This window comes from Ruegeria sp. AN11, from assembly GCF_056536005.1.
Map to the genome: position 1 here is coordinate 2,579,124 of NZ_JBQFJD010000001.1, position 24,989 is coordinate 2,604,112.

The 24,989-nt window shown below is 59.8% G+C and carries 23 protein-coding genes and 1 pseudogene; 17 read left to right on the top strand and 7 right to left on the bottom strand.

From position 1 onward, the window contains the following. Nucleotides 1–4 precede the first annotated feature (4 nt). Entirely contained in the window at nt 5–1,582 is a 1,578-nt protein-coding gene (locus tag ACR3EQ_RS12765) for a DUF5928 domain-containing protein (RefSeq protein WP_170615615.1), read from the top strand. A gap of 295 nt (nt 1,583–1,877) precedes the next feature. Here ACR3EQ_RS12765 and ACR3EQ_RS12770 read toward each other — a convergent pair whose 3' ends face one another. Genes ACR3EQ_RS12770 through ACR3EQ_RS12785 form a run of 4 tightly spaced genes read right to left on the bottom strand, consistent with a single transcriptional unit; the run spans nt 1,878 to nt 6,993 of the window. Beyond that, nucleotides 1,878–2,822: an ABC transporter substrate-binding protein gene (locus ACR3EQ_RS12770; protein WP_170615617.1), complete on the bottom strand. Its 945-nt coding sequence runs from the start codon at nt 2,820–2,822 to the stop codon at nt 1,878–1,880. A 44-nt stretch (nt 2,823–2,866) separates the two neighbouring features. Continuing rightward, nucleotides 2,867–3,874 (bottom strand): ABC transporter permease, encoded by a 1,008-nt coding sequence (locus tag ACR3EQ_RS12775; RefSeq protein ID WP_170615619.1) that lies wholly within the window; start codon nt 3,872–3,874, stop codon nt 2,867–2,869. Beyond that, nucleotides 3,871–5,397: a sugar ABC transporter ATP-binding protein gene (locus tag ACR3EQ_RS12780; protein WP_170619583.1), complete on the bottom strand. Its 1,527-nt coding sequence runs from the start codon at nt 5,395–5,397 to the stop codon at nt 3,871–3,873. The genes ACR3EQ_RS12775 and ACR3EQ_RS12780 overlap by 4 nt, the downstream gene beginning before the upstream one ends. 42 nt (nt 5,398–5,439) lie before the next feature. Then, complete coding sequence (locus ACR3EQ_RS12785; protein WP_170615623.1) at nt 5,440–6,993, bottom strand: altronate dehydratase family protein; 1,554 nt, start codon at nt 6,991–6,993, stop codon at nt 5,440–5,442. 83 nt (nt 6,994–7,076) lie between these two features. Here ACR3EQ_RS12785 and ACR3EQ_RS12790 point away from each other — a divergent pair, with 83 nt between their 5' ends. The 9 genes from ACR3EQ_RS12790 to ACR3EQ_RS12830 are packed head-to-tail and all read left to right on the top strand — an operon-like array spanning nt 7,077 to nt 14,761. Further along, on the top strand, nt 7,077–7,814 hold the full coding sequence (locus ACR3EQ_RS12790) for a GntR family transcriptional regulator (RefSeq protein WP_480490838.1): 738 nt from the start codon (nt 7,077–7,079) through the stop codon (nt 7,812–7,814). Beyond that, nucleotides 7,811–8,863, top strand: coding sequence for an aldo/keto reductase (locus ACR3EQ_RS12795; protein WP_480490840.1), 1,053 nt, complete (start codon nt 7,811–7,813; stop codon nt 8,861–8,863). The genes ACR3EQ_RS12790 and ACR3EQ_RS12795 overlap by 4 nt, the downstream gene beginning before the upstream one ends. Continuing rightward, nucleotides 8,853–9,281 carry an RbsD/FucU family protein gene (locus tag ACR3EQ_RS12800; protein WP_480490842.1) on the top strand — a complete coding sequence of 143 codons (429 nt, stop codon included), beginning with the start codon at nt 8,853–8,855 and terminating at the stop codon, nt 9,279–9,281. Before ACR3EQ_RS12795 ends, ACR3EQ_RS12800 begins: the two co-directional genes overlap by 11 nt. Then, nucleotides 9,278–10,108, top strand: coding sequence for an amidohydrolase family protein (locus tag ACR3EQ_RS12805; RefSeq protein WP_480490844.1), 831 nt, complete (start codon nt 9,278–9,280; stop codon nt 10,106–10,108). The genes ACR3EQ_RS12800 and ACR3EQ_RS12805 overlap by 4 nt, the downstream gene beginning before the upstream one ends. A gap of 1 nt (nt 10,109) precedes the next feature. Beyond that, a complete protein-coding gene (locus tag ACR3EQ_RS12810) occupies nt 10,110–11,222 on the top strand; it encodes a fumarylacetoacetate hydrolase family protein (protein WP_480490845.1) in 1,113 nt (370 codons plus the stop codon). A 14-nt stretch (nt 11,223–11,236) separates the two neighbouring features. Further along, a complete protein-coding gene (locus ACR3EQ_RS12815; RefSeq protein WP_480441674.1) occupies nt 11,237–12,739 on the top strand; it encodes an aldehyde dehydrogenase (NADP(+)) in 1,503 nt (500 codons plus the stop codon). Nucleotides 12,740–12,747: 8 nt separating this feature from the next. Beyond that, nucleotides 12,748–13,503: an SDR family oxidoreductase gene (locus ACR3EQ_RS12820; RefSeq protein ID WP_170615637.1), complete on the top strand. Its 756-nt coding sequence runs from the start codon at nt 12,748–12,750 to the stop codon at nt 13,501–13,503. A gap of 18 nt (nt 13,504–13,521) precedes the next feature. Continuing rightward, nucleotides 13,522–14,364: a fumarylacetoacetate hydrolase family protein gene (locus tag ACR3EQ_RS12825; RefSeq protein ID WP_170615639.1), complete on the top strand. Its 843-nt coding sequence runs from the start codon at nt 13,522–13,524 to the stop codon at nt 14,362–14,364. 52 nt (nt 14,365–14,416) lie between these two features. Next, nucleotides 14,417–14,761 (top strand): hypothetical protein, encoded by a 345-nt coding sequence (locus tag ACR3EQ_RS12830; protein ID WP_170615641.1) that lies wholly within the window; start codon nt 14,417–14,419, stop codon nt 14,759–14,761. On the opposite strand, the gene ACR3EQ_RS12835 is transcribed toward ACR3EQ_RS12830, so the two are convergent. Beyond that, nucleotides 14,758–15,816 carry a transporter substrate-binding domain-containing protein gene (locus ACR3EQ_RS12835; protein WP_170615643.1) on the bottom strand — a complete coding sequence of 353 codons (1,059 nt, stop codon included), beginning with the start codon at nt 15,814–15,816 and terminating at the stop codon, nt 14,758–14,760. The two genes, ACR3EQ_RS12830 and ACR3EQ_RS12835, sit on opposite strands and share 4 nt — an antisense overlap. 208 nt (nt 15,817–16,024) lie before the next feature. On the opposite strand from ACR3EQ_RS12835, the gene dapE reads away from it, so the two are divergent. From dapE to rnr, 3 genes are read left to right on the top strand one after another with little or no spacing between them, the layout of a single operon-like run. Beyond that, on the top strand, nt 16,025–17,164 hold the full coding sequence (gene dapE, locus ACR3EQ_RS12840) for a succinyl-diaminopimelate desuccinylase (RefSeq protein WP_480490848.1): 1,140 nt from the start codon (nt 16,025–16,027) through the stop codon (nt 17,162–17,164). A gap of 3 nt (nt 17,165–17,167) precedes the next feature. Then, complete coding sequence (locus tag ACR3EQ_RS12845) at nt 17,168–17,743, top strand: TIGR04282 family arsenosugar biosynthesis glycosyltransferase (RefSeq protein ID WP_170615647.1); 576 nt, start codon at nt 17,168–17,170, stop codon at nt 17,741–17,743. 57 nt (nt 17,744–17,800) lie between these two features. Beyond that, on the top strand, nt 17,801–20,059 hold the full coding sequence (rnr, locus tag ACR3EQ_RS12850) for a ribonuclease R (protein WP_480490850.1): 2,259 nt from the start codon (nt 17,801–17,803) through the stop codon (nt 20,057–20,059). On the opposite strand, the gene ACR3EQ_RS12855 is transcribed toward rnr, so the two are convergent. Together ACR3EQ_RS12855 and ACR3EQ_RS12860 are read right to left on the bottom strand one after the other, a co-directional pair. Further along, on the bottom strand, nt 20,050–20,436 hold the full coding sequence (locus ACR3EQ_RS12855) for a DUF1801 domain-containing protein (RefSeq protein WP_170615652.1): 387 nt from the start codon (nt 20,434–20,436) through the stop codon (nt 20,050–20,052). The two genes, rnr and ACR3EQ_RS12855, sit on opposite strands and share 10 nt — an antisense overlap. Beyond that, nucleotides 20,433–21,131 carry a glutathione S-transferase family protein gene (locus tag ACR3EQ_RS12860; protein WP_170615654.1) on the bottom strand — a complete coding sequence of 233 codons (699 nt, stop codon included), beginning with the start codon at nt 21,129–21,131 and terminating at the stop codon, nt 20,433–20,435. The genes ACR3EQ_RS12855 and ACR3EQ_RS12860 overlap by 4 nt, the downstream gene beginning before the upstream one ends. A gap of 83 nt (nt 21,132–21,214) precedes the next feature. On the opposite strand from ACR3EQ_RS12860, the gene ACR3EQ_RS12865 reads away from it, so the two are divergent. From ACR3EQ_RS12865 to ACR3EQ_RS12880, 4 genes and pseudogenes are all read left to right on the top strand, one after another. Then, nucleotides 21,215–21,937: a helix-turn-helix transcriptional regulator gene (locus ACR3EQ_RS12865; protein ID WP_170615655.1), complete on the top strand. Its 723-nt coding sequence runs from the start codon at nt 21,215–21,217 to the stop codon at nt 21,935–21,937. 94 nt (nt 21,938–22,031) lie between these two features. Next, nucleotides 22,032–22,670, top strand: a pseudogene (locus ACR3EQ_RS12870) (acyl-homoserine-lactone synthase). A gap of 60 nt (nt 22,671–22,730) precedes the next feature. Further along, nucleotides 22,731–24,263 carry an ATP-dependent DNA helicase gene (locus tag ACR3EQ_RS12875; RefSeq protein WP_480490852.1) on the top strand — a complete coding sequence of 511 codons (1,533 nt, stop codon included), beginning with the start codon at nt 22,731–22,733 and terminating at the stop codon, nt 24,261–24,263. Further along, nucleotides 24,260–24,988: an SDR family oxidoreductase gene (locus tag ACR3EQ_RS12880; protein ID WP_480490853.1), complete on the top strand. Its 729-nt coding sequence runs from the start codon at nt 24,260–24,262 to the stop codon at nt 24,986–24,988. The genes ACR3EQ_RS12875 and ACR3EQ_RS12880 overlap by 4 nt, the downstream gene beginning before the upstream one ends. Nucleotide 24,989: the final 1 nt, after the last annotated feature.

Consider the following 24,989-nt stretch of genomic DNA (forward strand, 5'->3'; position numbering starts at 1 on the left):
TCAGATGGCAAAGATTGCCTATATTTTGCTGTGCCACAAAGACCCCGACGCGATCATCGCGCAGGCCCGGCAACTGACTGCGGCCGGTGACTGCATGGCGATCCATTTCGATGCGCGTGCAAAGGCTGAAGATTACGCCAGAATACAAACGGCCCTGAAGGACAACCCGAACGTCGCATTCGCGGTCAAACGGATCAAATGCGGCTGGGGTGCCTGGTCGCTGGTTCAGGCAACGCTCCACGCGCTTTCGGCAGCGGTCGAAAGTTTTCCGCGCGCAACGCATTTCTACATGCTGTCAGGCGACTGCATGGCGATCAAGACAGCCGAATACGTTCACGATTTCCTGGACCGCAACGATTTGGATTTCATCGAAAGCCACGACTTTTTCGAAAGCAACTGGATCAAGACCGGCATGAAGGAGGACCGGCTGATCTATCGACACTATTTCAATGAACGTACGCAAAGCGGGCGGTTCTATGCGTCATACGAAATACAAAAACGTATGGGCCTGACCCGTGAAATACCGCAAGACCTGCAGGTTATGATCGGCAGCCAATGGTGGTGTCTGCGACGCCAGACCGTGGAAAAGATCCTGGATTTCCTGCGCCAGCGACGCGATGTCGTCCGGTTCTTCGCGACAACCTGGATTCCGGACGAGACCTTTTTTCAAACGCTTGTCCGCCATCTGATCCCAAGACAGGAAATCGAGAACCGGACGCTGACTTTTCTGATGTTCTCGGATTACGGCATGCCGGTGACGTTCTATAACGACCATTATGACATGCTGCTAGGTCAGGATTATCTGTTCGCCCGCAAGATCAGCCCCGAAGCGCTTGAGCTCAAGGAAAGACTGGGCAGGCTCTATGCCAGCGACGGCATTGACTTCCAGATTTCGAATGAAGGGCGCAGCCTCTATGACTTTCTGGCCGGGCGCGGGCGCGTTGGCCGGCGTTATGCCCCGCGTTTTTGGGAAGCTGGAAACACGCTGGACCCCGGACGCGAAATCTACCTGATCGCCTGCAAGAAGTGGCACGTCGCCAAGCGGCTGGTCGATCAGATCATGTCGGAAACAGACATTCCCTGCGTTGAATACCTGTTCAACGAACAGGATTCGCCTTTGCCGGACCTGGGAGGTATTGAAACCACCCTGGTCAAACGTGGACGTCATCGGCGCGCCGTGGTGCGCATGCTTTTCGAATGTTTTGAAACTGACAGGCTGGTCCTTTGCGTGGACCCTGCAAACCTTGAGATCATTCAGGATTTTTGTGCGGATCAGGCCCGGACGCGTGTTCTGGAGATCGAATGCGATTACTCGGATGAGTACCTGATCGGCCACGCCCGCCGTGTCGGACTGGCCGGGGAAAACACGCCGACGCAGCGGGTCGCCCACCTGTTGCCCGCGCTCAGAAACTCATTGGCTTACGAATCCGAACTGATCCGCGGTGCAGGGCTTGAGGGCCATTTTCGCCTTCGCGAATCCGCCGAACGTGAAGAAAACGAAGCGGCGATCGCCGCGTTTCTGAGGATTTCGCTAGAAAAAGCGCGGTCGGTCATGCAGTTGGACTATCTGTTTCTGGACTGAGCCACGGCAGCTTGGCGACCGTATCCGGATGGCGTCGAGACAGGTCTTCAGGCAATCAATCGCACCCACGCCCGGTTTCCTTTTGTTGCAGAAAATGTCAGCCAACATTTTCGCCGGAGACCTGCCGACCCCGATAGCACGTAGCCGAAACAATCCACATCAAACTCAGTATTGAAACGCACCGCGCTGGGATCACTCGATGCGCAGATCCTTCTGAGCCTTTGTGTCTATTCGGTGTGTTGCCATCGAAGTAAAAAGCCCACCGAACGACGGGCTTTTTTTGGGGCGTTTAGACTTAGTCGTACAATACGGCGGCGATTGCCGGATCTTCCATATTGGACGCGTCATAGTAGTAGAACCCGGTATCAATCAGGGCTGGTACACTTTCACCCTTGGACGCGGCCACCGCCGCCTTTACCGTTTCGTATCCGATACCGACGGGGTTCTGGGTAATGGCCCCTGCCATCAGGCCGCTCTTGATCGCGTCCTTCTGGGCCTTGCCGCTGTCATAGCCAATAATGACCAGACCTTCGGTGCCCAGTTCCTGCACACCGTTCACAACGCCAATCGCCGATCCTTCGTTGGTTCCGAAAATGCCGTTCAGATCTGGATTGGCTGTCAGGATCGCCTTTGTCACCTCGGTGGATTTCAGATGGTCGCCCTGTCCGTACTGAACGGTTACGACCTCGATATCGGGATACTTCTCGGCAATGCGATTGACGAACCCATCGCGACGGTCGATGCCCGTGCGGCTGGTCTGGTCATGAGCCACGACGGCAACCTTTCCTTTGCCACCCAGCATTTCAGCCATCTTGTCAGCGGCCAGACCCGCAGCAGCCAGATTGTCTGTGGTCGCAGTGGACACCGGAATGTCACTGTCTACCCCGCTGTCAAATGCGATGATCGGAATGCCCTTGTCATTGGCTTGTTTCAGCAGCGGGATCGCCGCCTGGCTGTCCAGAGCGGCAAAGCCGATGGCCTTGGGGTTGTTGGCCAGCGCAGCGGCCAGCATATCGATCTGGCGATCCACCATGGTTTCGTTGTCAGGCCCTTCGAACGTGATGGTGACATTGTATTCGTTCGCCGCCTGCTCGGCACCGGCCTTCACGGCCTGCCAGAACTGGTGCTGGAACCCTTTGGACACCAGCGGGATATAGACGTCCTCGGCCACGGCCATCGAGGCCGGAACGGAAAGGCTGGCAGCACTGAGCGCCCCCAGAATGAAACGACGTGTAAACATGATTTTCTCCTCCAGTTGGTCGTTTTTTTTCGTTTCTGAAATGATCAGCCGGTTTTCTTGCGCCGGGCCATGTCGGCATAGACGGCAAGGATGATGATTGCTCCGGTCACGACGGTCTGCCATTCCTGCGCGACCGACAGCACCCGCAGACCATTGGTCAGAACCGCCATGATCAGTGCGCCGATCAGCGTGCCCAGGATGGTGCCGCGCCCGCCGGACAGGGATGTGCCGCCGATCACCACGGCTGCAATCGCCTCCAGCTCGTACCCAAGACCCAATGCCGGTTGCGCCGAATTCAGCCGCGAGGCGATCAGGATTCCCGCAATGCCGCAGATCGCACCGGCCAGCGCATAGATGCGCATTTTCCACATGTCGGTGTTTACACCGGACAGGCGCACTGCCTCTTCGTTCGAGCCCAGCGCAAAAGTATAACGGCCCAGAACGGTGCGCCCCAAGATGTACGAGGCGGCGATGGCCACGAGAAACAGGATCAGAACGCCGTTGGGGATCGGCAGCGCCGGAATGACCTCACCGATCAGCGACCCGCGCGAGATCTGGTCGAAACCAGGTGTGTCATTGAAATAGATCGGCCGCGTGCCGGAAATCACCAGTGACAGACCCTTCAGGATCAGCATCATACCCAGCGTGGCGATGAAGGGCGGGATTTTCATCTTCGCCACGAATGTGCCCGAGCACAGCCCGCAAAACGCACCGGCCGCGATGGCCGCAGCCACACCCAGCAGCAATGGCATGCCCAGATAAGTCAAAACCACACCCGCGATGACTGCGCAAAACGTCATCAGCGTGCCCACCGACAGGTCAATACCGCCGGTAATGATCACCAATGTCGCTGCCACCGCCAACACTCCGTTGACCGACGTTGCCTGCAGAATGGCAATCATGTTCGAGGTCTGCATGAAGTTGGGCGATGCGATCGAGAAGCCGATCAGCAGGGCGATCAGACTGGCGAAGGCCAGCAGCTTCTGGTACGCGCCGCTTTCTGACAGGCCCGCAAGTGGCTTTTTCTTGTCGAGATCCGTTGCTGTGGTCATTGCACTGTCCCTGTAACCTGCATCGCCGCCTTGCGTTGGGTGGCCAGATGCATGATGTCTTCCTGAGTGGTGTCTTTTCCGCCGGGCAGGATGCCGGTCAGCCGGCCCTCGCACATCACGGCGATGCGATGGCTCAGCCGCATGATCTCGGGCAGTTCGGATGAGATCACGATGATGGTTTTGCCTTGTTCTGCCAGCTCTTCCAGCAGCTTGTAGATTTCCGATTTTGCGCCGACATCGATGCCGCGCGTCGGCTCGTCAAAGATCAGAATATCGCAATCCCGCAGCAACCATTTGGCAATGACAACCTTTTGCTGGTTGCCCCCTGACAACAGCCGCACTTCCTGAACGTCGGATGGCGTCCGGATGCCCAGTTGATTGATGTAGCTTTTGGCGGCGGTGCCGATTTCACTGTCGTTCAGAACGCCGCCTGTCCCGGTGAAAAGATCCATCGAAGCCAGCGCGATATTGTCCCGTACGTTCATGCCGGTAGCGAGGCCGAAGTGCTTGCGATCCTCGGAAAGGTATCCGATCCCGGCCCGCACCGCATCCCTGGGGGATCTGATCGAGACGGATTGTCCGTGCACCCGGATTTCACCACTGTCTTTCGGGTCCGCTCCAAATATGGCTCGCGCCACCTCGGTCCGGCCCGCCCCCATCAGACCCGCAAATCCCAGTATCTCACCCTTCTGGACCGAGAAGCTGACACCCTGAATTTCAACGCCCCGTGACAGGTTGCTGATCTCAAGCGAAACTTCGGCCCCGGCCAGATCGGGTACTTCCAGCGGTTCTTCCTTGACCTCGCGACCCACCATCATCGCGATGATCTGGCTGATCGGGGTTTCGGCAGCACCGACCGTACCGACATATTCGCCGTCACGCATCACCGTTACCCTGTCGGCGATCTGTTTCAGTTCGTCCATTTTGTGGCTGATATAGACGATGCCCACGCCTTCGGCCTTGAGGCGCCGAATGATTACAAAGAGTTCGGCAATCTCTGCATCGTTCAACGCCGCCGTTGGTTCATCCATGATCAGCACTTTCGAGCGGTAGGACAGAGCCTTGGCAATCTCGACCATCTGTTGCTTGGCGATGGTCAGGCCGCCGACCAGCGCCCTTGGGTCGAGCCCCAGGTTCATCGAAGCAAAGATGTCGGCTGTCTGTGCATTCAGCGCCGCATCGTCCAGTCGACCAAAGCTTTTGCGCGGCTCGCGGCCGATAAAGATGTTCTGCGCCACAGTCAGGTCGTTCATCAGGCTCAGCTCCTGATGAATAATGCCGATCCCCAGATCCTGCGCCTGACGCGGGGATTGCGGACTGACGACCCGGCCTTCGACCGACAATAACCCACCATCGCGCTGATAAATGCCTGAAAGGATTTTCATCAGCGTGCTTTTCCCGGCGCCGTTCTCTCCCATCAGCGCGTGAACCTCGCCGGGCACCAGATCGAACTGCACGGATTTCAGCGCGTGCACGCCGGGGAAGTGTTTTTCAATCCCCGTCATTTCGACCAGTTTCGTCATTTCTCCTCCCATTTGTCCCTCAGTCCCCGTGTCGCATCCGGTTCACATCACCGCTCCGATCTGCCACGGAACAAACTCGACCCCTCCGAAGCCAAGCTGCTCGCTTTTCGTCTGTTCGCCCGATGCGACGCGGATCAGAATCTCGAACAGTTCCTCGCCCTTGGCTTCGATGCTGACGCCCTCGGTGACGATGTCGCCGCAGTTCAGGTCCATGTCGTCGGACATGCGGGCATACATTTCGGAATTGGTGGCCAGCTTGATGCAGGGTGTCGGCTGATAGCCGGAAACCGAGCCGCGCCCGGTGGTGAACACAATCAGGTTCGACCCTGACGCCACCTGACCTGTGACCGAGCAGGGATCAAACCCCGGACTGTCCATGAAAACAAACCCGTGTTTGTCGACGATCTGGCCAAACTCGTACACATCGCGCAGAGGCGCCGTACCGCCCTTGGCGACCGCACCCAGCGATTTTTCCAGAATCGTCGTCAGCCCGCCGCGCTTGTTGCCGGGGCTGGGGTTGTTGTCCATCTCGCCGCCGTTTCGTTCGGTGTAGTCCTCCCACCAGCGGATGCGGGCGATCAGCTTTTCTCCAACTTCGACGGTTTCGGCACGACGGGTCAAAAGATGTTCCGCACCGTAGATTTCGGACGTCTCCGACAGAATGGTCGTGCCACCGTGCCGAACCAGCAGGTCCGAGGCGTAGCCAAGCGCCGGGTTTGCCGTGATGCCGGAATACCCGTCTGAACCGCCGCATTGCATTCCGACGGTGATTGCACTGACGGGCGCGGGTTGCCGGGTCGCCTGATTGGCCAGTTCGGCAATTCCGCGCAGCTCTTCCAGGCCCCGCTCGATGGTTCGGCGCGTGCCGCCTTCGTTCTGGATCGTCATGTAGCGGAGCGCGCCATCGGGCCGGATCGGACGCCCCCCGACAAGATCGGACACCTGCATGACTTCGCAGCCCAGACCGATCAGAAGAATGCCACCAAAATTCGGGTGCTGCGCATAGCCTGCCAATGTGCGGAACAGGGCGGCATAGCCTTCGTTCTTGCCGGACATTCCGCAACCGGTGCCATGAACAATCGGCACAATGCCGTCGACGTTGGGGTAAGCATCCAGAAGGCCCGATTTCTCGGCCGCCTCGGAAATGAAACGCGCGACCGAGCCGGAACAGTTTACGGTGGTCAAAATGCCGATGTAATTACGCGTGCCCACTTTACCGTCCGCCCGGTGAAACCCCTGAAAGGTCCGGGTGCGATGTATTTCGGGCAATGGCACGCAGGCAGACGCATGCGCATAGTCCTGCTGATGCTCTCCCATCCCAAGGTTGTGGACATGGACATGCGCGCCCGGCGCAATATCTGACTTGGCCTGCCCGATGATCTGGCCATACCGGATGACATTCGCTCCTGCGGGGATATGCACCACGGCAATCTTGTGACCGCGCCCGATTGAACCCGGCAAAGGCGCAGGCACTCCTGTCGGGCAGTCGCCAGCCGAAAGATCCCGCAGCGCAATGACCACATTGTCATCCGGGTTCAGCCTGACGGTGTCCTGCGTCTTGCCCTGAAGGCCCTTGTTTTTCTGCTGTGCTTGCATTGTTTTCCCACTTGCCTGCACAAATTGCTAATGAGCGAACCCACACTTGTCAACTAACATGTTAGTATGCTAGATCGAAAATCATGAACCGACCTCAAGACATCGACGCAACCTTGCTGCCTGAAATTGCCGTGACAGAAGGCTCGCTGGCACACCGTGTTTATCTTGCGATCAAGCAGGCTATCCTGTCCTTGGATTTCCTGCCGGGCGCAAATCTGAAAAAGGCGCCTATCTGTGAGCGGCTTGGTGTCTCGCGTGCGCCCGTGGCCGAGGCGATTGCCCGGCTGGCGGCCGAAGGGCTGGTGGATGTGGTCCCGCAATCGGGGACGCGGGTATCCTATTTCTCGATGTCGGAAATCCGCGAGGGCGTCTTTCTGCGCGAAGCCCTTGAACTGGCTACCGTCGCCAAGGTCGCCCGCGATTTTACCGAAGACCAGCGCAAGCGCCTGAGTCGCAACATGCGGCTGCAGGAACTGCTGATCGAGGATGAGGACATCCCCGGGTTCTACCAGGCCGACGAGGAATTTCACGCCCTGCTGATGGCCCTTACCGGCTTTGTCCGGCTGCCGGATGTGGCGCAAACGGTTTCGCTGCAGGTCAGCCGTGCACGCATGCTGCTGTTGCCCACCCCGGGCCGCGTTGCGGAAACGCTGCAGGAACACCGCGCGATATTCGACGCGGTCCAGGACCGCAACGAACAAGCCGCACAGGAGGCGATGCGCCATCACCTGGGACAGTTGATGCCGCGCATCGAGGTTCTGGAACGCGAAAAGCCGCACCTGTTCAACATCAGCTCCCACCCAGAGCGAGAGGCAGGATGACCGTTTCTCAGACCGAACTCCTCAACAACCGAACTTCACGCCCTGTTCCTTTGACCCGCATGGGTTTCGGGGGCGCACCATTGGGAAACCTCTATCGCAAGGTGTCCGATGCCGACGCACAGGCCGCGTTGCATGCGGCCTTCGATGCCGGGATCCGCTTCTTTGACACCGCCCCGCAATACGGGCTGGGCCGGTCTGAACAGCGCTTCGGAGAGGCCATCCCGGTCTTTGGACGTGACAACATTCAGCTTTCCACAAAGATCGGGCGCCTTCTTGTGGACTGCGAACCGCACGAGGTCACACCCGAAGCTTTCGTGGATGTTCCCCGGAAACGAATCGTATTCGACTACACCTATGACGGTGTCATGCGATCCTACGAAGCCAGCCGCGAACGGATCGGTGTCGCCAATGCCGACATTCTCCTGGTGCATGATGTTTGCGTTTTCAGCCAGGGCAGTCAGGAAGCATCCGACGCGAAGGTCCGAGAGCTTTTTGACGGCGGCGGCTACCGCGCACTGACTGAATTGCGTGAGGCGGGCGAAATCGCCGCGATCGGCGCCGGGGTCAATGAATGGCAGGTGTGCGAGAAATTGCTGGGTCTGGGGGATTTCGACGGCTTCCTTCTGGCTGGACGATACACGCTGCTGGAACAGGAGGCGTTGGACAGCTTTCTGCCGCTCTGCGAAAAGCGCGATGTCGGCATCATTCTGGGCGGTCCCTACAACTCGGGCATTCTGGCGACCGGCGCGGTTCCCGGAGCAAAGTACAATTACGTGGATGCGCCACCGGACATCATGGACAAAGTGTGCAAAATCGAGGCCGTGTGTGACGCTCACGGCACCCCGTTGATTGCGGCCGCCCTGCAGTTCGTTCTTGGGCATCCATGTGTCAAAACTGTTGTACCCGGGGCGGTCAGTGCGGCCGAGGTGAATGCGAATGTCGCCTTGCTGGAGCGCAATATTCCCGCTTCGCTGTGGTCGGACCTGAAATCCGAAGGCCTGATCCGCGCGGATGCCCCCCTGCCATCGGAGACGGCCCATGCTGCGTAACATCGATCCACTGCTTTCCCCTGACCTACTACATGCCTTGCGATCCATGGGTCACGGGGATGACATCGTTATCGCTGACGCCAATTTTCCCGGCTCCAGCGTAGGCCCCGAATGCCTGAGGGCGGATGGATCCTCGGCCAGTGATATTCTTCGGGCCGTTCTCTCGGTCATGCCGCTGGATAATTTTGTCCCCGACCCCGCCCTGACCATGCAGGTGGTGGGAAACCCCGAGGCGATCCCCGAAGCGGTGGCCGACTTTCAATCCATCATTCACCAGACAGCCGACAACCCCGTCGAAATACAAAGCCTTGAGCGCTTGGCATTCTATGAACGCGCATCCCAAGCTTTCGCCATCGTCCAGACCGGCGAACGCAGGCTTTATGGCAACATCATCCTGAAAAAAGGCGTGATTGGATGAGAATTGATGCTCATCAGCATTTCTGGTCTCTGGATCGGGGTGATTACGGCTGGCTGACAGCCGAGATCGGGCCGATCTACAGGGATTTTCTGCCCGCCGATCTGCTGCCCCTGATTGAGCGAGCCGGAATCGATGGCACTGTTCTGGTTCAGGCTGCCCCGACCGTTGCCGAAACTGAGTTCATGCTGTCGTTGGCGGACAAAACTTCCTTTGTCAAAGGCGTCGTGGGCTGGGTTGACTTCGAAGCACCAGACGCCTCGCAGCAGATCGCAGCGCTGGCAGAAAACCCACTCCTCGTCGGTTTGCGCCCGATGATTCAGGACATCGAAGATCCTGAATGGATGCTGCGAGAATCTCTGCACCCGGCCTTTGCGGCGCTCATCGCTCACGAACTGACCTTTGATGCGCTGACCTTGCCCAAGCATCTTGGGCCGTTGCGCCGTTTGCTGGCCAGATACCCGCAGATGCGGGTTATTGTGGATCACGCATCAAAACCGGCAATCCGGGACGGTCAGCTATCTGACTGGGCCGATGACATTACCGCAATCGCCAGCAACAGCCATGCGTTTTGCAAGCTGTCCGGACTTGTGACCGAAGCGCAGCCCGACTGGGACATCGGCGACCTGCGCCCTGTCGTGGATCATCTGCTGAACGTGTTCGGACCCGAACGCCTGATCTGGGGCAGCGACTGGCCGGTTTGCACTCTTGCCAGCAGCTATGAACGTTGGGTCGAGGTTACCGACATACTGCTTTCGGGTCTGACCCCTGAAGAACGTTCGGCAATTCTGGGCGGCAATGCGCTGCGCGCCTACAGCCTGAGGGATTGAAATGAACCTGTCTGAATTTGACCGCGACGGAGTGTGGCTGGGTCGTGTCGAACGGGCCGGCATTGGACCGTGCGTTGTCACCTTGCGCGGCGAAAGCCTGATGGACATCACATCAAGAACCGCGCCCACGGTCCGGGATGTCCTCGAACGCGAAGATGCGGCGGAATATGTCCGCACTGCCGACGGTGAGGTGCTGGACCCTGCCCGCGATACATTTGCCTGGCTTGCCCCTTGTGATCTGCAGGCCGTCAAAGCCTGCGGCGTCACCTTTGCCGGCTCAATGGTCGAACGCGTGATCGAAGAAAAGGCCGGAGGCGACCCGGCCCGTGCCGACAGCATTCGCAACCGGATCGGTGTCCGCATCGGCAAGAAACTAGGCGATATCGTCCCCGGATCGGACGCAGCTGCAAAGGCAAAACAAGCCCTGATCGAAGAAGGTTTGTGGAGCCAGTACCTTGAGGTGGGCATCGGACCCGACGCCGAGATCTTTTCCAAGGCACAGGTCCTGTCGTCGGTGGGGTACGGAGCCGAGATTGGCCTGCACCCGGTTTCGGAATGGAACAACCCAGAACCCGAAATCGTGCTTGCCGTGAATTCGCAAGGCGTGATCATGGGTGCGACATTGGGCAATGACGTCAATCTGCGCGACGTCGAGGGGCGCTCGGCCTTGTTGCTGAGCAAGGCCAAGGACAACAATGCGTCCTGCGCGATCGGTCCGCTGATCCGGCTGTTCGATGACCATTATTCGCTGGACGATGTGCGACAGGCCGAACTGACACTGACTGTAAACGGTCCGGACGGTTTCAACCTGAACGGAAGCTCCTCCATGTCCCAGATCAGCCGCGATCCTGCAGATCTTGTTTGCCAGACGATCGGGCGGCATCACCAGTATCCGGACGGCCTGATGCTGTTCCTCGGGACCCTGTTCGCCCCGACGCAGGATCGGGAAACACCCGGAGGAGGGTTTACACACAAGCTGGGAGACGTTGTAACCATCGCCAGTGAAAAGCTGGGCACACTGACCAACACAGTGCGTCTGGCGACTGAGTGCCCCGAATGGCGTTTCGGGGCGTCCCATCTGATGCGAAACCTGGCCCGGCGCGGCCTGCTGTAAGAAAGAACCACAATATGCTCACCGGAAAACACCTGATCGCTGGCGAATGGATTGGCGCGGACACTGTCTTTGCTTCGCAGCCGACAGAAGGCCCCGCCCATGACTTTGCGGCAGGAACGGCATCTCACGTCGACGCCGCCGTCGACGCTGCCGAAGAGGCGTTTGCAACCTACGGCTGGTCCTCGCGCGCCGAACGGGCAGAGCTGTTACGCCGGGTCGCCGACGAAATCGATGCCCGGGGGGATGCAATCACCGAAATTGGCAGCCAGGAAACCGGCCTGCCCGCAGCCCGCCTGCAAGGAGAGCGCGGGCGGACAGTGGGACAGTTGCGCCTGTTCGCAGATTACATCCTTCAGGGTGATTATCTGGACACGCGCCATGACCCTGCTATGCCCGACCGCGCGCCCCTGCCGCGCCCGGACCTGCGGATGATACAGCGCCCTCTGGGTCCGGTTGCCGTATTCGGCGCCTCCAATTTCCCGCTGGCGTTTTCGGTTGCGGGCGGTGACACCGCCGCGGCGCTGGCCGCCGGATGCCCGGTTGTCGTCAAGGGGCACCCGGCACATCCCGGCACTGGCGAGATCGTCGCACAGGCCATCGACGCCGCCATCAAGGTTTGCGGGGTCCACCCGGGTGTCTTCTCGCTGGTTCAGGGTGACACACGTGAAGTCGGTGAACGGCTGGTTCGGCACCCATTGATCCGCGCAGTTGGCTTCACCGGCAGCCTGGCCGGGGGGCGGGCGCTGTTCGATCTGTGCGCGCAACGGGACGAGCCTATTCCGTTCTTCGGTGAACTCGGGTCGGTCAACCCGATGTTTATCCTGCCTCAGGCGGCAGCTGCCCGCGCCGCGGAGATCGGTGTGGGCTGGGCCGGTTCGCTCACCATGGGTGCAGGTCAGTTTTGCACAAATCCCGGCATCGCCGTGGTGATCGATGGCCCGGATGCCGACGCACTGGAAGCGGCCACAGCAGCTGCGCTGCAGGAGGTTGCTGCCCAAACTATGCTGACCGACGGAATCGCGAACGCATACCGGCAAGGGTCAGATCGCGTGGCGGCCTGCAACGGTGTTACCCGGATCCTGGGCAAAAGCTGTGAGACACGCTCGGCCAGACCCTGGCTGTTCAGTGTTTCCGGCAAAGACTGGCAATCGGACCATCGATTGCAGGAAGAGGTGTTTGGCCCGCTCGGCATCATCGTGCGCGTTCAGGATATCAGCGAAATGCGCGATATCGCCCGTACGATCGAAGGCCAGTTGACCTGCACCGTTCATATGGATGCGGGCGACGCGCAGGATGCCGGTTCGCTCCTGCCTCTGCTGGAGCGAAAAGCCGGGCGCATTCTGGCCAACGGGTTCCCCACCGGGGTCGAAGTTTGCGACGCGATGGTGCATGGCGGGCCCTACCCGGCCTCGACCAACTTCGGTGCAACTTCTGTGGGAACTCTTTCGATCCGGCGCTTCCTGCGTCCCGTTTGCTATCAGAATATCCCGGCCGAATTGCTGCCGGAACAGGGATGAGGTCCGGTATGCCGAACGAAGGAACACCAGCGCGACTGGCCGGGAAAACCGCCCTGGTCACAGCGGCAGGCCAAGGCATCGGCCGAGCGTCAGTCGAACTTTTTGCCGCCGAAGGGGCGCAGGTCATTGCATGCGACATCAACTCTGACGCGTTGGCCTCGCTTGATGGAACAGCGGGCGTGACCACGCTGCAACTGGATGTGACGGATGCCAATGCTGTGCAGGCCGCTGTCGCGGACTTGCCGGCACTGGGCGTGCTGTTCAATTGCGCGGGCTATGTTGCAAACGGGTCCATTCTGGAATGCGAGGACCGCGACTGGGATTTCAGTTTCGACCTGAACGTCAAGGCCATGTATCGGCTGACCCGGCTGATCTTGCCGAACATGCTGGAAAACGGCGGCGGCTCGATCATCAACATGTCGTCGGTTGCCTCGTCGATCAAGGGCGTGCCGAACCGCTTTGCCTATTGCGCCTCGAAAGCGGCCGTCATTGGTCTGACCAAATCGGTCGCGGCGGATTTCGTCACGCAAGGGGTTCGCTGCAACGCGATCTGTCCGGGGACTGTGGACAGCCCCTCTCTGCATGACCGGCTGCGCGAAACCGGCGACTATCAGAAGGCGATGACGGATTTCATCGCGCGCCAGCCCATGGGGCGCATCGGAACCGCCGAAGAGATCGCGGAACTCGCACTCTACCTGGCCAGCGACGCCAGCAAATACACCACCGGACAGCCCTTTGCCATCGATGGCGGCTGGACGATCTGAACGAATGAGGGAAACAGGATGAAACTTCTGCGCTTTGGGCCTGTCGGTCAGGAAAAACCGGGCCTTCTGGATGATACCGGAGTAATTCGGGACCTGTCGGGGGTTGTGGATGACATTGCCGGCGAAACGCTGGGCGATGAGAGCCTGCAAAAACTCCGCGCGCTGGACCCCGCTCAATTGCCGCAAGCCGATGCGAATACCCGGATCGGTGCATGTGTCGGGCAGGTCGGAAAGTTTATCTGCATTGGCCTGAACTATGCCGACCATGCTGACGAAAGCGGTATGGAACTGCCGCAGGAGCCAGTCGTCTTTTTCAAGGCAACCTCGGCCATCATGGGGCCGAATGACACCGTGGAAATCCCGCGCGGATCGGTCAAAACCGATTGGGAGGTCGAACTGGGCGTGGTTATCGGCAAAGCCGCAAAATACGTGTCAGAAGCCGAAGCGTTAGACCATGTGGCGGGCTATTGCGTGATCAACGACCTGTCTGAACGCGATTTCCAACTGCATCGCTCGGGCCAGTGGGTCAAGGGCAAGTCGGCGGATACGTTTGGTCCGATTGGCCCGTGGCTGGTGACGCGGGACGAGGTTTCGGACCCGCAAAACATGGCAATGTTTCTTGAGGTGAACGGGCATCGTTATCAGGACGGATCGACCCGGACGATGCATTTCGCCGTTGCGACAGTAGTTTCGTACCTTTCCCAGTTCATGTCCCTGCAGCCGGGCGATGTGATCGCCACCGGAACACCGCCGGGTGTCGGGATGGGTCAGACACCGCAGACCTATCTGAAGCCCGGTGACAAAATCGAACTGGGTATCGAAGGTCTGGGCGTGCAGAAACAGAACGTCGTTGCTGGCTGATCCGGGCAACCGTGAACTTGACCATGTCCGGGTGCGGCGCTAAGGCCCGGATATGGACAAGCAAAAGAAACCCTCTCGCCAGCAGGTCTATACGCTGCTGGTTCAGATCGGACGGAAAGAAGGTGACGGTCTGCCCGAGGGCGCGACCGGTGCCGCACTGATGTGTTTTGCCAGCGGCGTGGACGAGGCGGAAGCGGTACGGGAAACCGTGGCGATTCTGAAACAGGCCGATACTGCTCCGCTGGATGTTACCGGCTATGGCACACTGGCCGAGCGTGAGGCGCAGGGCCATGACATCGATTCTGACGAACGTGCTCTGATGCAACGGGCGCTGGATGAAAACGCGGTCATCGTCGCGCAGATGACGCCGTTTTTCGGGGAGCTGGAACAGTCCTAGTTCCGCGCCCCGAACCATTTGCGGTAGATTTCCGAATACGTGCCGTCTTCACGCAGGGACAGCAGCGCCTGGTTGACTTCTTCGACCAAAGGCGAGCCGGTCGGAAAGGCGATACCATAGGTTTCGCGCAGGAAAATTCCGCCTGTCACCGAGGCGATTTTCCGGCCTTCATGCGCAGCGTAATAGGACAGGATCGGTGCATCGAAGACGACCGCGTCCAATTCCTCTTTCTCGAAGGATGTCAGCATCTCTTCCAGTCCGGGATAGCCGGTAAACTCAATTTCGCGACGGTTCAGAAAGTTGGCCGCGGTCGAGCCCGAGATCGTGCCCACCTGCTTGCCATAGAGGTCGTTGACCGAGTTTACGCTGCCGGTGATCGCGTCCACTGTCATGACCGATGTAATCCGGGCCGTGAAAACGGACACGATGAACAGCGAAGAAACAACCAGAATGACCCCCAACAAACGGCCAAAAGGCGTCCGGGGCATGCGTTCTTCGAAGCCGCCATTGACCACGAGATTCAACGCCCACCAGAAAGACGGGAACCATGCCTCGTTCAGCTTGCGGTCAAAATAGGGTTGCGCACGTCGTTCGAAACTCCACATCAGCATCCCGCCGCCCAGCAGGATCGCAAAAGCCAGCCCGATCGCTATGAACAGTTCGCGCGACAACAGCGCCTGCAGCAGGGATGGCCGGCGCATTGCTTCGGACGGAACCATGATCTGCAAACCGGATTCGAAAATCGGCTGGCTGAAATCCATACTCGTTTCGCGTGACGCGGTGATCGAGATATTGGCGATCGCAAGATCGGCTGTCCCGTCCTGCACCGAATTCAGCATGTCCCCAAAGGCATCCAGCCGGTTGACCGAATACTCCCAGCCCAGCGCGCTGGACAGGGCTTCCAGCAAGTCCATGGAAAAACCGCTCTGGTCCCCGTCCTCGACATAGGAAAACGGGGGGCGTGTTACGGTCGAGACCGTAAGCGATTGCGCCTGGCTTTGCTGTGCAAGAACGGCGAAAGTCAGGCAGACCACTGCGAAGAATAGGCGTTTCATCGACAAGATACCTGTTTCGCGGCCCTCTAGCTTAGTTTTGGACCGGGCGGCAAGGTGATCGCGGGGTAAAGCGCCATGTTTTCCGGACGTCTCAACCAGACATGCGTGGGCAAAACAGGTGGAAAATTTGCGCCCTGGGGTTGGCAATCGGGCCAATTCGTTGAATCTGTGCACGAACCTGCCCAGCAATACAGACAAGAGGCCCGCGATGACAGACCCGGTACAATTGACGGCAGACCTGATCCGTTGCCCATCGGTCACACCCGAGGAAGGCGGCGCGCTGGTTCTGTTGCAGGAAGTCCTGTCGGACGCGGGCTTTGAATGCACCCGGGCGGATCGCGGCGGGATCAGCAATCTGTTTGCGCGCTGGGGCAGCAAGGGCCATGCGCGCAGCTTCGGCTTCAACGGGCATACCGACGTCGTTCCTGTAGGTGATGAGGCAGCATGGACCATGCCGCCCTTTGGGGCCGAAATACGCGACGGGGTCATGTATGGCCGGGGCGCCACGGACATGAAGTCGGGCGTCGCTGCGTTTGCAGCCGCAGCCATTGATTTTGTACGGGACACTCCGCCGGACGGAGCCATCATCCTGACCATCACCGGGGATGAGGAAGCCGATGCGCTGGACGGCACAACCGCATTGCTGGATTACATGGACGCTGCGGACGAACGTATGTCGGTCTGTCTGGTTGGCGAACCCACCTGCCCGAACCGCATGGGTGATATGATCAAGATCGGGCGGCGCGGCTCGATGACCGCATGGTTCACTGTCAGTGGGGTACAAGGCCATTCGGCCTATCCTCATCGCGCGAAGAACCCGGTGCCCGCCATCGCTCGGCTGATGGACCGGCTGGCCAGCCACCAGCTGGATCAGGGCTCGGACCATTTCGATGCGTCGACCCTTGCGGTCGTCACAATCGATACCGGAAATCCGGCCACGAACGTGATCCCCGCGCAATGTCGTGGGGCAGTGAACATCCGCTTCAACGACCTTCATTCCGGGCAAAGCCTGAGCGACTGGCTGCACGCCGAAGCGGACCGGGTTGCCGAAGAGTTTGGCGTCACAATCGATACCCGCATCAAAATCTCCGGCGAAAGCTTTCTGACGCCGCCGGGCCCCCTGTCGGATCTGGTTTCGCGCGCGATCGAAGCCGAAACCGGAATCGCTCCCGAGCTGTCCACAACCGGCGGCACATCGGATGCGCGCTTCGTCAAGAACCATTGCCCGGTGGTCGAATTCGGGCTTGTCGGGCGCACCATGCATCAGGTCGACGAATGCGTCGAAGTCGCGCAAATCGAACAGCTCAAGGCGATTTATACCCGCATTCTCGGGGATTACTTCGCCTGATCCATGCAACGCACTTTGATTATCATGATCAAGGAACCACGCCCGGGTCGGGTCAAGACGCGACTGGGTCGGGATATCGGCATGGTTGGTGCAGCGTGGTGGTTTCGGCATCAGGCAAGGGCTCTGATCCGGCGGCTGCGCGATCCTCGGTGGCAGATCATGCTGGCCGTTTCACCCGATCGGGAGGGTTTGGCCAGCCGGATCTGGCCCGCCGATTTGCCGCGCGTCGCGCAAGGGCAAGGCGATCTGGGCGTCCGCATGGCCCGGATGTTACGCAGCGCTCCGGACGGGCCCGTCTGCCTGATCGGTGCCGACATACCGGGTATTACCCGAAACCACATCGCAAGCGCCTTTCGCGCCCTGGGGGCGACGCAAATGGTATTTGGACCTGCGACAGATGGCGGGTACTGGCTGATTGGTGCGCAAGGCGTAGCGGCGCTGCCACCCGGATCGTTCAATAACGTGCGCTGGTCGACGGAACACGCGCTGGCGGACACACTCGCCTCGATCCCCGATCGCAGCTTCGTGCTGCTGGATTATCTGAACGACGTGGATACCGTCGCAGATCTGCAAACCTGATCCACACGACTGTTTTTTGGTCATGACGCGGTCGCATCCCCGTGCTAGGCCGAATTCATGACTCGCATCCCCACCAAGCAGGAGGTCCTGGACTGGATCTCGGCGAACCCCACCCTGACCTCGAAACGCGATATCGCCAAGGCCTTTGGCATCAAGGGCGCGGACCGAATTGACCTCAAGCGTATCCTCAAGGAGCTAGAGGCCGAGGGGCATCTGAAAAAGCGCAAGCGCAGCTATCGCGACCCCGACCGTCTGCCTCCCGTCAGTGTATTGCAGGTGAAGGCGCCGAACGCTGACGGCGATCTGTTTGCACGCCCGCTGGAATGGCATGGCGAAGGCGTTGAACCCATTGTCCTGATCATTGCCCGCGCCAGCGATCCGGCGCTGGGCGAAGGGGACCGCATCCTGGCCCGCCTGACGGTGGTGCATGAGGAAGACCACAATTACGAGGCGCGACTGATCCGCCGTATCGGAACCAACCCGCGCAAAATCGTCGGCATCTTCCGCAAAGGGGCCGAGGGCGGGCGGATCGTTCCCATCGACAAGACCGGCCAGACCGAATGGCTGGTTCAGGATGGCGCGGTGCTGGGCGCCAAAGACGGCGAACTGGTCGAGGCCGAGCAGGCCGGGCCAAAAAACCGCATGGGCCTGCCCCGTGCGCGGATCGTGGAACGGCTGGGTGATCCGTCTGCGCCCAAGGCCGTGTCGCTGATCGCCATCCATCAGCACGGCATCCCGGACGATTTTCCGGACAAGGTGATTGACGAGGCTGACAAGGCCAAACCCGTTGGCCTGAAAGGGCGCGAAGACCTGCGGGACATGCCGTTGCTGACCATCGACCCGTCGGACGCACGGGACCATGACGACGCCTGCTATGCGCATGCCGACGACGATCCCAAGAACCCTGGCGGCCATGTCATCTGGGTCGCGATTGCAGACGTGGCAGCTTATGTGCAGCCAGGTACGGCATTGGATCGCGAGGCACGCAAACGCGGCAATTCCAGTTACTTCCCCGACCGTGTGGTGCCGATGCTGCCGGATCGTTTGTCGGGTGATCTGTGTTCGCTGCACGAAGGCGTCCCGCGCGCCTGTATCGCCGTTCGAATGCAGATCGACGCGGATGGCAAAAAGATCGGCCACCGCTTCGTTCGGGCCCTGATGCGCTCTGCTGCTTCGCTGAATTACACCGAAGTGCAGGAGGCTATTGACGGTAATCCCAATGACCGTACCGGACCCCTGTTGGAACCGGTTCTGAAACCGCTCTATGCTGCGTATACCGCGCTGAAAAAGGCGCGCTCGGTACGGCAACCACTGGAACTTGACCTGCCCGAACGCAAGATTGTCCTCAGCGACACCGGCGAGGTGCTGAGCGTGGCCTTCCGCGAACGTCTGGACGCACACAGACTGATCGAAGAGTTCATGATCCTCGCCAATGTCGCGGCAGCTGAGACGCTGATCGCCAAGCGCCAGCCGCTATTGTTCCGGGTGCATGAAGAACCTGCCCCCGAAAAGCTGGAAAGCCTGCGCGAAACGGCTCAGGCCGCGGGCCTCAACCTGGCCAAGGGACAAGTGTTGCAGACACGCCACCTGAACGCGCTGCTAAACGCCGCTGCCGGAACCGAGGATGCGGAGCTGATCAACCTCACCACCCTCAGGTCGATGGCGCAGGCGTATTACAACCCCGAGAATTTCGGCCACTTCGGTTTGGCGTTGCGGAACTATGCGCATTTCACTTCGCCCATCCGTCGCTATTCCGACCTGATCGTGCATCGCGGGCTGATCTCGGCCCATGGCTGGGGCAAGGATGGGTTGACCGAGGATGACATCGATCGCCTGGAAGAGACCGCGACCCACATCTCGGACACCGAACGTCGTTCGATGATGGCGGAACGGGACACAACCGACCGCTATCTTGCCGCCTATCTCAGCGAGCGGGTGGGCAATGAGTTCACCGGTCGCATTAGCGGCATCGCCCGGTTCGGTGCCTTCGTGAAGATGGATGAAACCGGCGCGGACGGGCTGGTGCCGGTGCGCTCACTGGGTCGGGAGTTCTTCCATTTCGACCGCGAGGCCGGAACCCTGATGGGGTCGGACACCGGCCTGATCATCGCCATAGGTCAGCGTGTCACTGTTCGTCTGACTGAAGCGACGCCTGTGACCGGCGGGCTGGAGCTGGAGTTGTTGTCGATTGACGATCAGGCCTTGCCGCGCGAACGGGGGCCGGCAAAGCGGGCAACCCGGCGCAAGGCGGTCAGTACCAAGCGCAAGAAGGACAAGATCAAGCGCAAGGTCGAACGCAAACGCCGTCAGAGGTGATAAGTCAGCGCCCGCGCGATCAGCCAACCGTGACGGGTTTCGTCGATCTGGTCAATGTCATCGAACAACACGGCCCGATTGCCATCGATCCGGTCTTCACCGGGAAAGGCCGAGGTGAAATCGCCCATCAACCGGCTCTGGCAATGCACGAACAGGGCGAAGCTGGCGGACTTGTGGCTACCAAGCCGGACCGTTGATCCCTTGGGCGCCAGGTAGGCAGGCTGGCCCCAGCGCAACGCCTCAGCCAACGGCTGCGCGGCTTCCAAATCGCTTGCGGTCTCAAAGACCAGCTCTCGCAGGATCAGGGCACCCTTTCGAGTGCCCTGGGGCAGTTCCTCGAAAGCCTGTGCCACTGCCGGGTTCTCAAAGGGTCTCATACCAATGGGATCGCCTGTTCCATGCGGTCAATATAGCTGTTCAGCAGTTTATCCTGTTTGATCCGCCGCGTCAGCGGAGTGTCCGACGGTGTCGCCCGCATCGCCGCGAGAATTGGACCAACACTCATATCCGCCGATGTCGGGTGTTCCGCCAGCAGGAACGGAGATTGCCAAAGAAATGCGGCGATGGATTCCAGATCCCGCTCGATTCGTTCCATCCGTTCAGCAACCGAAAATCGGCCAACCCCCTGCGCCTGCAATCCTTTCAGAACGGATTTTCGGATGGCATTGGAAACCGGCTTTCGGATCAAAGCCGGTACAGAGGTAAAGAACGTGTTTCGCAGGATCGGCCAGACCTCGTCATTGCCCCAGCGGTCCAGAACGATCTGAAAATACAAGTGCTCTTCAGCCATTCGCACCAAAGCACGCGATTGCGCCTTTTGAATGTCGCTCAGGCCCCGGTCGAATTCGGCGCCCTGCGCCTCCAGCCAGTCCCGGATCAGGTCACTGTCCGGCACCAACCGGTCGGGTGTGCGCAACACCGGAAGCTTGTGGTGCGGCATCTTTCGGGGATCCAACAGATCCGACCGCTGCCACGACTGGCCGGAGTGCTGGAGCATGAGAGCCGTTTTCACGCAAAAAGGGCTGGCGCTGTATTGGCCAAAGGCGGATGGGAAGGTCAGAAGGGTCAGCATCAAAATCGCTCCTAAATGGGATGGTCGATGCATAACCTCGACTGATGACAGAAACTGACATCAGGTTTAGGCTAAGTTGCATCATGACCCGAACCACCCGACTGTTCCAACTGATGCAGGCCCTGCGCTCGGGCCCGTCTCCCAGAACGTCCTCACAACTGGCGCAGGATCTTGGTGTCTCGGCCCGCACGGTTCACCGCGACATAGACACATTGCGCGGCCTTGGCGCAGTCATCGACGGAGAGGCCGGTTTTGGGTTCACCCTGATCGAAGACGCGACCTTGCCCCCGCTTGGTTTTACCGATGATGAACTTGAAGCCCTTGTTCTTGGCCTGCGCGAAGTGCAGCAGATCGGGGACCCTGCCCTGTCCGACGCAGCCAGCGCGGCGCTGCGCAAATTGCAGGGCCGCCTGCCACAGCGTCAGTCCCACAGGCTAAGCCATGCGGTGCTGACGGCAACACGTTTTGACCGCCCGGCCACGCCCACGATTCATGTCCCTGATCTGCGGCAGGCCACGTGGGATGAACGCACGGTCGAGTTCGCCTATACCGATGCAAAAGGCGATGCCACCACGCGGCGCGTCAATCCGCTGAGCATCGTCTATATGGATCGGGCCAGTATTCTGCTGAGCTGGTGCCACCTGCGCCGGGATTTCCGGTTTTTCCGTCTGGACCGGATGCAGGACATGACGATTTCGGATGAAAGCTTTCGCCCCAATCGCGTTCCCTTGCTGCGGAAAGCACTGGCCCGAATCCGAGAAGATCGCGAGGCGCATAGCCGGGAAAACCAGAACGGCGAGTCCTAACAGCCACTTAAGCAACGCGCGGTCACCAAACGGGAAATTAACCACGGATTTGTACCCCATTCGTTCCTGCACAGGACGACGAGGGGAGCAAGTCATGTTGCGTTATGTATATGCTGACGAACTGCATAAATTTCCAAAACTTGCCAAGGGGATGTTTCTGGACCGCGCCGATCAGTTCAAGACCCGGCTGGGGTGGGATGTTGATGTCGACGAAAACGGCGAAGAACGGGATCGGTATGACGATCTGAACCCGCTTTATGTCATCTGGGAAGAACCCGATGGCAGCCATGGCGGTTCGATGCGGATACTGCCGACAACCGGCCCGGTCATGGTAAACGATGTCTTTGGTCATCTGACGGGCGGCAGTCCTATCCGCAGCCCGCTGATCTGGTAGGTTACGCGGTTCTGCCTGTCGCGCAATGCCAGCCCGCACACGGCAGGTGTCATAATGCTGAGCGGTGGCGAAGTGATGGAAGGATTTGGCCTGACCCATATTGCCGGTGTCTTCGACGCAAGGATGATCCGGATCTACCGTCTGATAGGGTCTTCGCCGGTGGTGCTGGGGTCGCAGGGCAAGGGCCGGGATCAGATCTCGGTCGGGCTCTGGCCCTATTCAGCCGAGGACTGCAGCCGGGTGGCTGAACGGGCGGGGGTTTCCCGAGACCTGTCCCGGCTGTGGTTTCGTGCAGCGTTCGGGGGCAGTGCGCAACATCGGTTCGCGCTTTCGGCCTGAATTCGGGAAAAGCGGACTCCGCGTCTGGTGATGACTGACGCGGCCCTGTAGGGTCGCGCCATGTCCTTGCCTCTTGTCACCTTTTCCGATGATCAGGCCGCCGCCTATGACAGCATTTCCGAGATGCTGAAATCGGCGGGCGTCGACCTTGACGATGACGCGCTGCTCAGGCCGCCCGGAGGTGGAAAGACAGAAACGATGGCCGTGATCGGCAAGGCCGGGTCAGGCAAAACCTTGCTGTTGGCTGAATTGTTCAAGGCGCTGGCCGAAACCGGTGTTCAGATCGTGTCCGGCGATTTTGAAAGCCGTAAGTCAAAGGACAAGCGCAGCCTTGCCATTCTGGCCCCGACCAACAAGGCGGCCAGCGTTCTGCGCCTGCGCGGGGTTCCCGCAACAACCATCCACCGCATCCTTTACACGCCTGTATACGACCCGGAATATGAGCGTATTGCCGAATGGCTCGCAGGCAATGACGAACGCCCTGAAATCGAGGGGCTGACGGATGAGGCGCTGGATCGGGCAGCGGCATTCTATGCCAACAACAAATCCATCCCCGGGGCGCTAGCCGCTGCCGGGCTCCGGGGTTCGGATTTCATTACCGGGTGGAAACGCCGGGACGAACCGCTCGATATCGGGTTTGTGGACGAAGCCTCGATGCTGGATGACCGGCAGTTCGAGGACCTGAAAGAGATTTTTCCAACCTTGCTGCTGTTCGGAGATCCGGCCCAGCTTGCGCCTGTGAACCAGTCCGGCAGCATGGTATTCGAAGCTCTGCCCGAGCCTCGGAAGCTGACACTGCACCGGGTCCACCGGCAGGATGCGGATAACCCGATTCTGGATCTTGCCCATGCCTTGGCGGACCCGGCAATGGGGTTCGAGGATTTCGAAAGGCTGGTCGAGCAGACCGCCCGGCAGGATGACCGCGTCGTCTGGGGGCAGCGGGTCGAGGTTGACCTGATGGCGCGCAGCCCGGTTCTGGTCTGGCGCAACGCCACGCGCATTCGCCTGATCAACGCCTTCCGGCATGTTCACGGCGCCCCCGACACCGAGTTGCTGGAGGGTGAACCCCTGATCTGCGACGGTCTGGAACTGCCGCTGAAACACCGCAAGAAGCGGCTGGATCTGGAAGCGCGCGGCCTGATCAAGGGCGCACAGGTCATCTATCTGGGCCCCGGGCGCAAACCAGGTTTTTCGCGTCTGCATGTGATGGGGGCTGAAGACCCGCAGGTCAGCGCCGCCTCAATCGTTAAGATCGAGAAACCGGACGAGGAAGAGCCGTTTATCCCCTATGCCGCCCGCATGGGGGCGACTTTCCTGCATGGTGCTGCCGTGACGATTCACAAGGCGCAGGGATCGCAATGGGACACGGTGCAGGTTTTTGCGCCCGATATCTACGCTGCCGCCAGAATGGGCCGTACCGAGGCGGGACAACCCCTGTGGAAACGTCTGGCTTATGTGGCCATAACCCGCGCGCAGGAAAGGCTGATCTGGGTCGTGCGCAACCGCCTGTCCAAACCGACTCATCCGCTGCGCGTTGATGACCTGCGCACAGCCCCCACGGCTTCTCTGGTTCTGGAGGCTGAAGACACATGAAGACAATCATCGTAACCGGCGCAAGTTACGGTATCGGCCGGGCAACCGCCGAGTTGTTTCTGAAGGAAGGCTGGCGCGTCGGCCTTCTGGCGCGCAGTGCCGATGTTCTGACGGCAATGTCAGAGGCTTACGAAAACGCCGTCCCCTTGGTTGCCGATGTAACGAACGCGGACGCAGTCGTCGCCGCCTTCGATGCTTTCACCAAACAGGCTGGCCGTCTGGACGTGCTGTTCAACAACGCGGGCATCTTCGCGCCTGGCGGAACCATTGACGAGATCGCGCTGGACGACTGGTACAACTCGGTCAACGTGAACCTCAACGGGATGTTCCTGTGTGCCCGGGCGGCCTTTGGCATCATGCGCCATCAGTCGCCGCAAGGCGGGCGTATCATCAACAACGGTTCGATAGCGGCCCATGTCCCGCGTCCCAACTCGGTCCACTACTCGGCGACGAAGCATGCGATCACCGGATTGACCCGCAGCCTGTCATTGGACGGGCGGAGCTTTGGAATTGCCTGCGGCCAGATCGACATCGGCAACGCGCGCACGCAAATAGTGCAGGGCCTGGTCGACGCGGCGATGGCAGAAGGCACGACCCCGGACCCGACTATGTCTGTCGAGGATGCGGCACGCTCTGTGTTGCATATGGCTTCGCTGCCGCCCGAGGCAAATGTTCAGTTCATGACGGTGATGGCCACCACGATGCCTTACATCGGCCGGGGCTAAA

What these genes read in the sequence shown, in the direction of transcription:
- ACR3EQ_RS12765 (WP_170615615.1), top strand. Translation starts at nt 5, where the DNA reads ATGGCAAAGATTGCCTATATTTTGCTGTGCCACAAAGACCCCGACGCG.
- ACR3EQ_RS12770 (WP_170615617.1), bottom strand. Translation starts at nt 2,822, where the DNA reads ATGTTTACACGTCGTTTCATTCTGGGGGCGCTCAGTGCTGCCAGCCTT.
- ACR3EQ_RS12775 (WP_170615619.1), bottom strand. Translation starts at nt 3,874, where the DNA reads ATGACCACAGCAACGGATCTCGACAAGAAAAAGCCACTTGCGGGCCTG.
- ACR3EQ_RS12780 (WP_170619583.1), bottom strand. Translation starts at nt 5,397, where the DNA reads ATGACGAAACTGGTCGAAATGACGGGGATTGAAAAACACTTCCCCGGC.
- ACR3EQ_RS12785 (WP_170615623.1), bottom strand. Translation starts at nt 6,993, where the DNA reads ATGCAAGCACAGCAGAAAAACAAGGGCCTTCAGGGCAAGACGCAGGAC.
- ACR3EQ_RS12790 (WP_480490838.1), top strand. Translation starts at nt 7,077, where the DNA reads ATGAACCGACCTCAAGACATCGACGCAACCTTGCTGCCTGAAATTGCC.
- ACR3EQ_RS12795 (WP_480490840.1), top strand. Translation starts at nt 7,811, where the DNA reads ATGACCGTTTCTCAGACCGAACTCCTCAACAACCGAACTTCACGCCCT.
- ACR3EQ_RS12800 (WP_480490842.1), top strand. Translation starts at nt 8,853, where the DNA reads ATGCTGCGTAACATCGATCCACTGCTTTCCCCTGACCTACTACATGCC.
- ACR3EQ_RS12805 (WP_480490844.1), top strand. Translation starts at nt 9,278, where the DNA reads ATGAGAATTGATGCTCATCAGCATTTCTGGTCTCTGGATCGGGGTGAT.
- ACR3EQ_RS12810 (WP_480490845.1), top strand. Translation starts at nt 10,110, where the DNA reads ATGAACCTGTCTGAATTTGACCGCGACGGAGTGTGGCTGGGTCGTGTC.
- ACR3EQ_RS12815 (WP_480441674.1), top strand. Translation starts at nt 11,237, where the DNA reads ATGCTCACCGGAAAACACCTGATCGCTGGCGAATGGATTGGCGCGGAC.
- ACR3EQ_RS12820 (WP_170615637.1), top strand. Translation starts at nt 12,748, where the DNA reads ATGCCGAACGAAGGAACACCAGCGCGACTGGCCGGGAAAACCGCCCTG.
- ACR3EQ_RS12825 (WP_170615639.1), top strand. Translation starts at nt 13,522, where the DNA reads ATGAAACTTCTGCGCTTTGGGCCTGTCGGTCAGGAAAAACCGGGCCTT.
- ACR3EQ_RS12830 (WP_170615641.1), top strand. Translation starts at nt 14,417, where the DNA reads ATGGACAAGCAAAAGAAACCCTCTCGCCAGCAGGTCTATACGCTGCTG.
- ACR3EQ_RS12835 (WP_170615643.1), bottom strand. Translation starts at nt 15,816, where the DNA reads ATGAAACGCCTATTCTTCGCAGTGGTCTGCCTGACTTTCGCCGTTCTT.
- dapE (WP_480490848.1), top strand. Translation starts at nt 16,025, where the DNA reads ATGACAGACCCGGTACAATTGACGGCAGACCTGATCCGTTGCCCATCG.
- ACR3EQ_RS12845 (WP_170615647.1), top strand. Translation starts at nt 17,168, where the DNA reads ATGCAACGCACTTTGATTATCATGATCAAGGAACCACGCCCGGGTCGG.
- rnr (WP_480490850.1), top strand. Translation starts at nt 17,801, where the DNA reads ATGACTCGCATCCCCACCAAGCAGGAGGTCCTGGACTGGATCTCGGCG.
- ACR3EQ_RS12855 (WP_170615652.1), bottom strand. Translation starts at nt 20,436, where the DNA reads ATGAGACCCTTTGAGAACCCGGCAGTGGCACAGGCTTTCGAGGAACTG.
- ACR3EQ_RS12860 (WP_170615654.1), bottom strand. Translation starts at nt 21,131, where the DNA reads ATGCTGACCCTTCTGACCTTCCCATCCGCCTTTGGCCAATACAGCGCC.
- ACR3EQ_RS12865 (WP_170615655.1), top strand. Translation starts at nt 21,215, where the DNA reads ATGACCCGAACCACCCGACTGTTCCAACTGATGCAGGCCCTGCGCTCG.
- ACR3EQ_RS12875 (WP_480490852.1), top strand. Translation starts at nt 22,731, where the DNA reads ATGTCCTTGCCTCTTGTCACCTTTTCCGATGATCAGGCCGCCGCCTAT.
- ACR3EQ_RS12880 (WP_480490853.1), top strand. Translation starts at nt 24,260, where the DNA reads ATGAAGACAATCATCGTAACCGGCGCAAGTTACGGTATCGGCCGGGCA.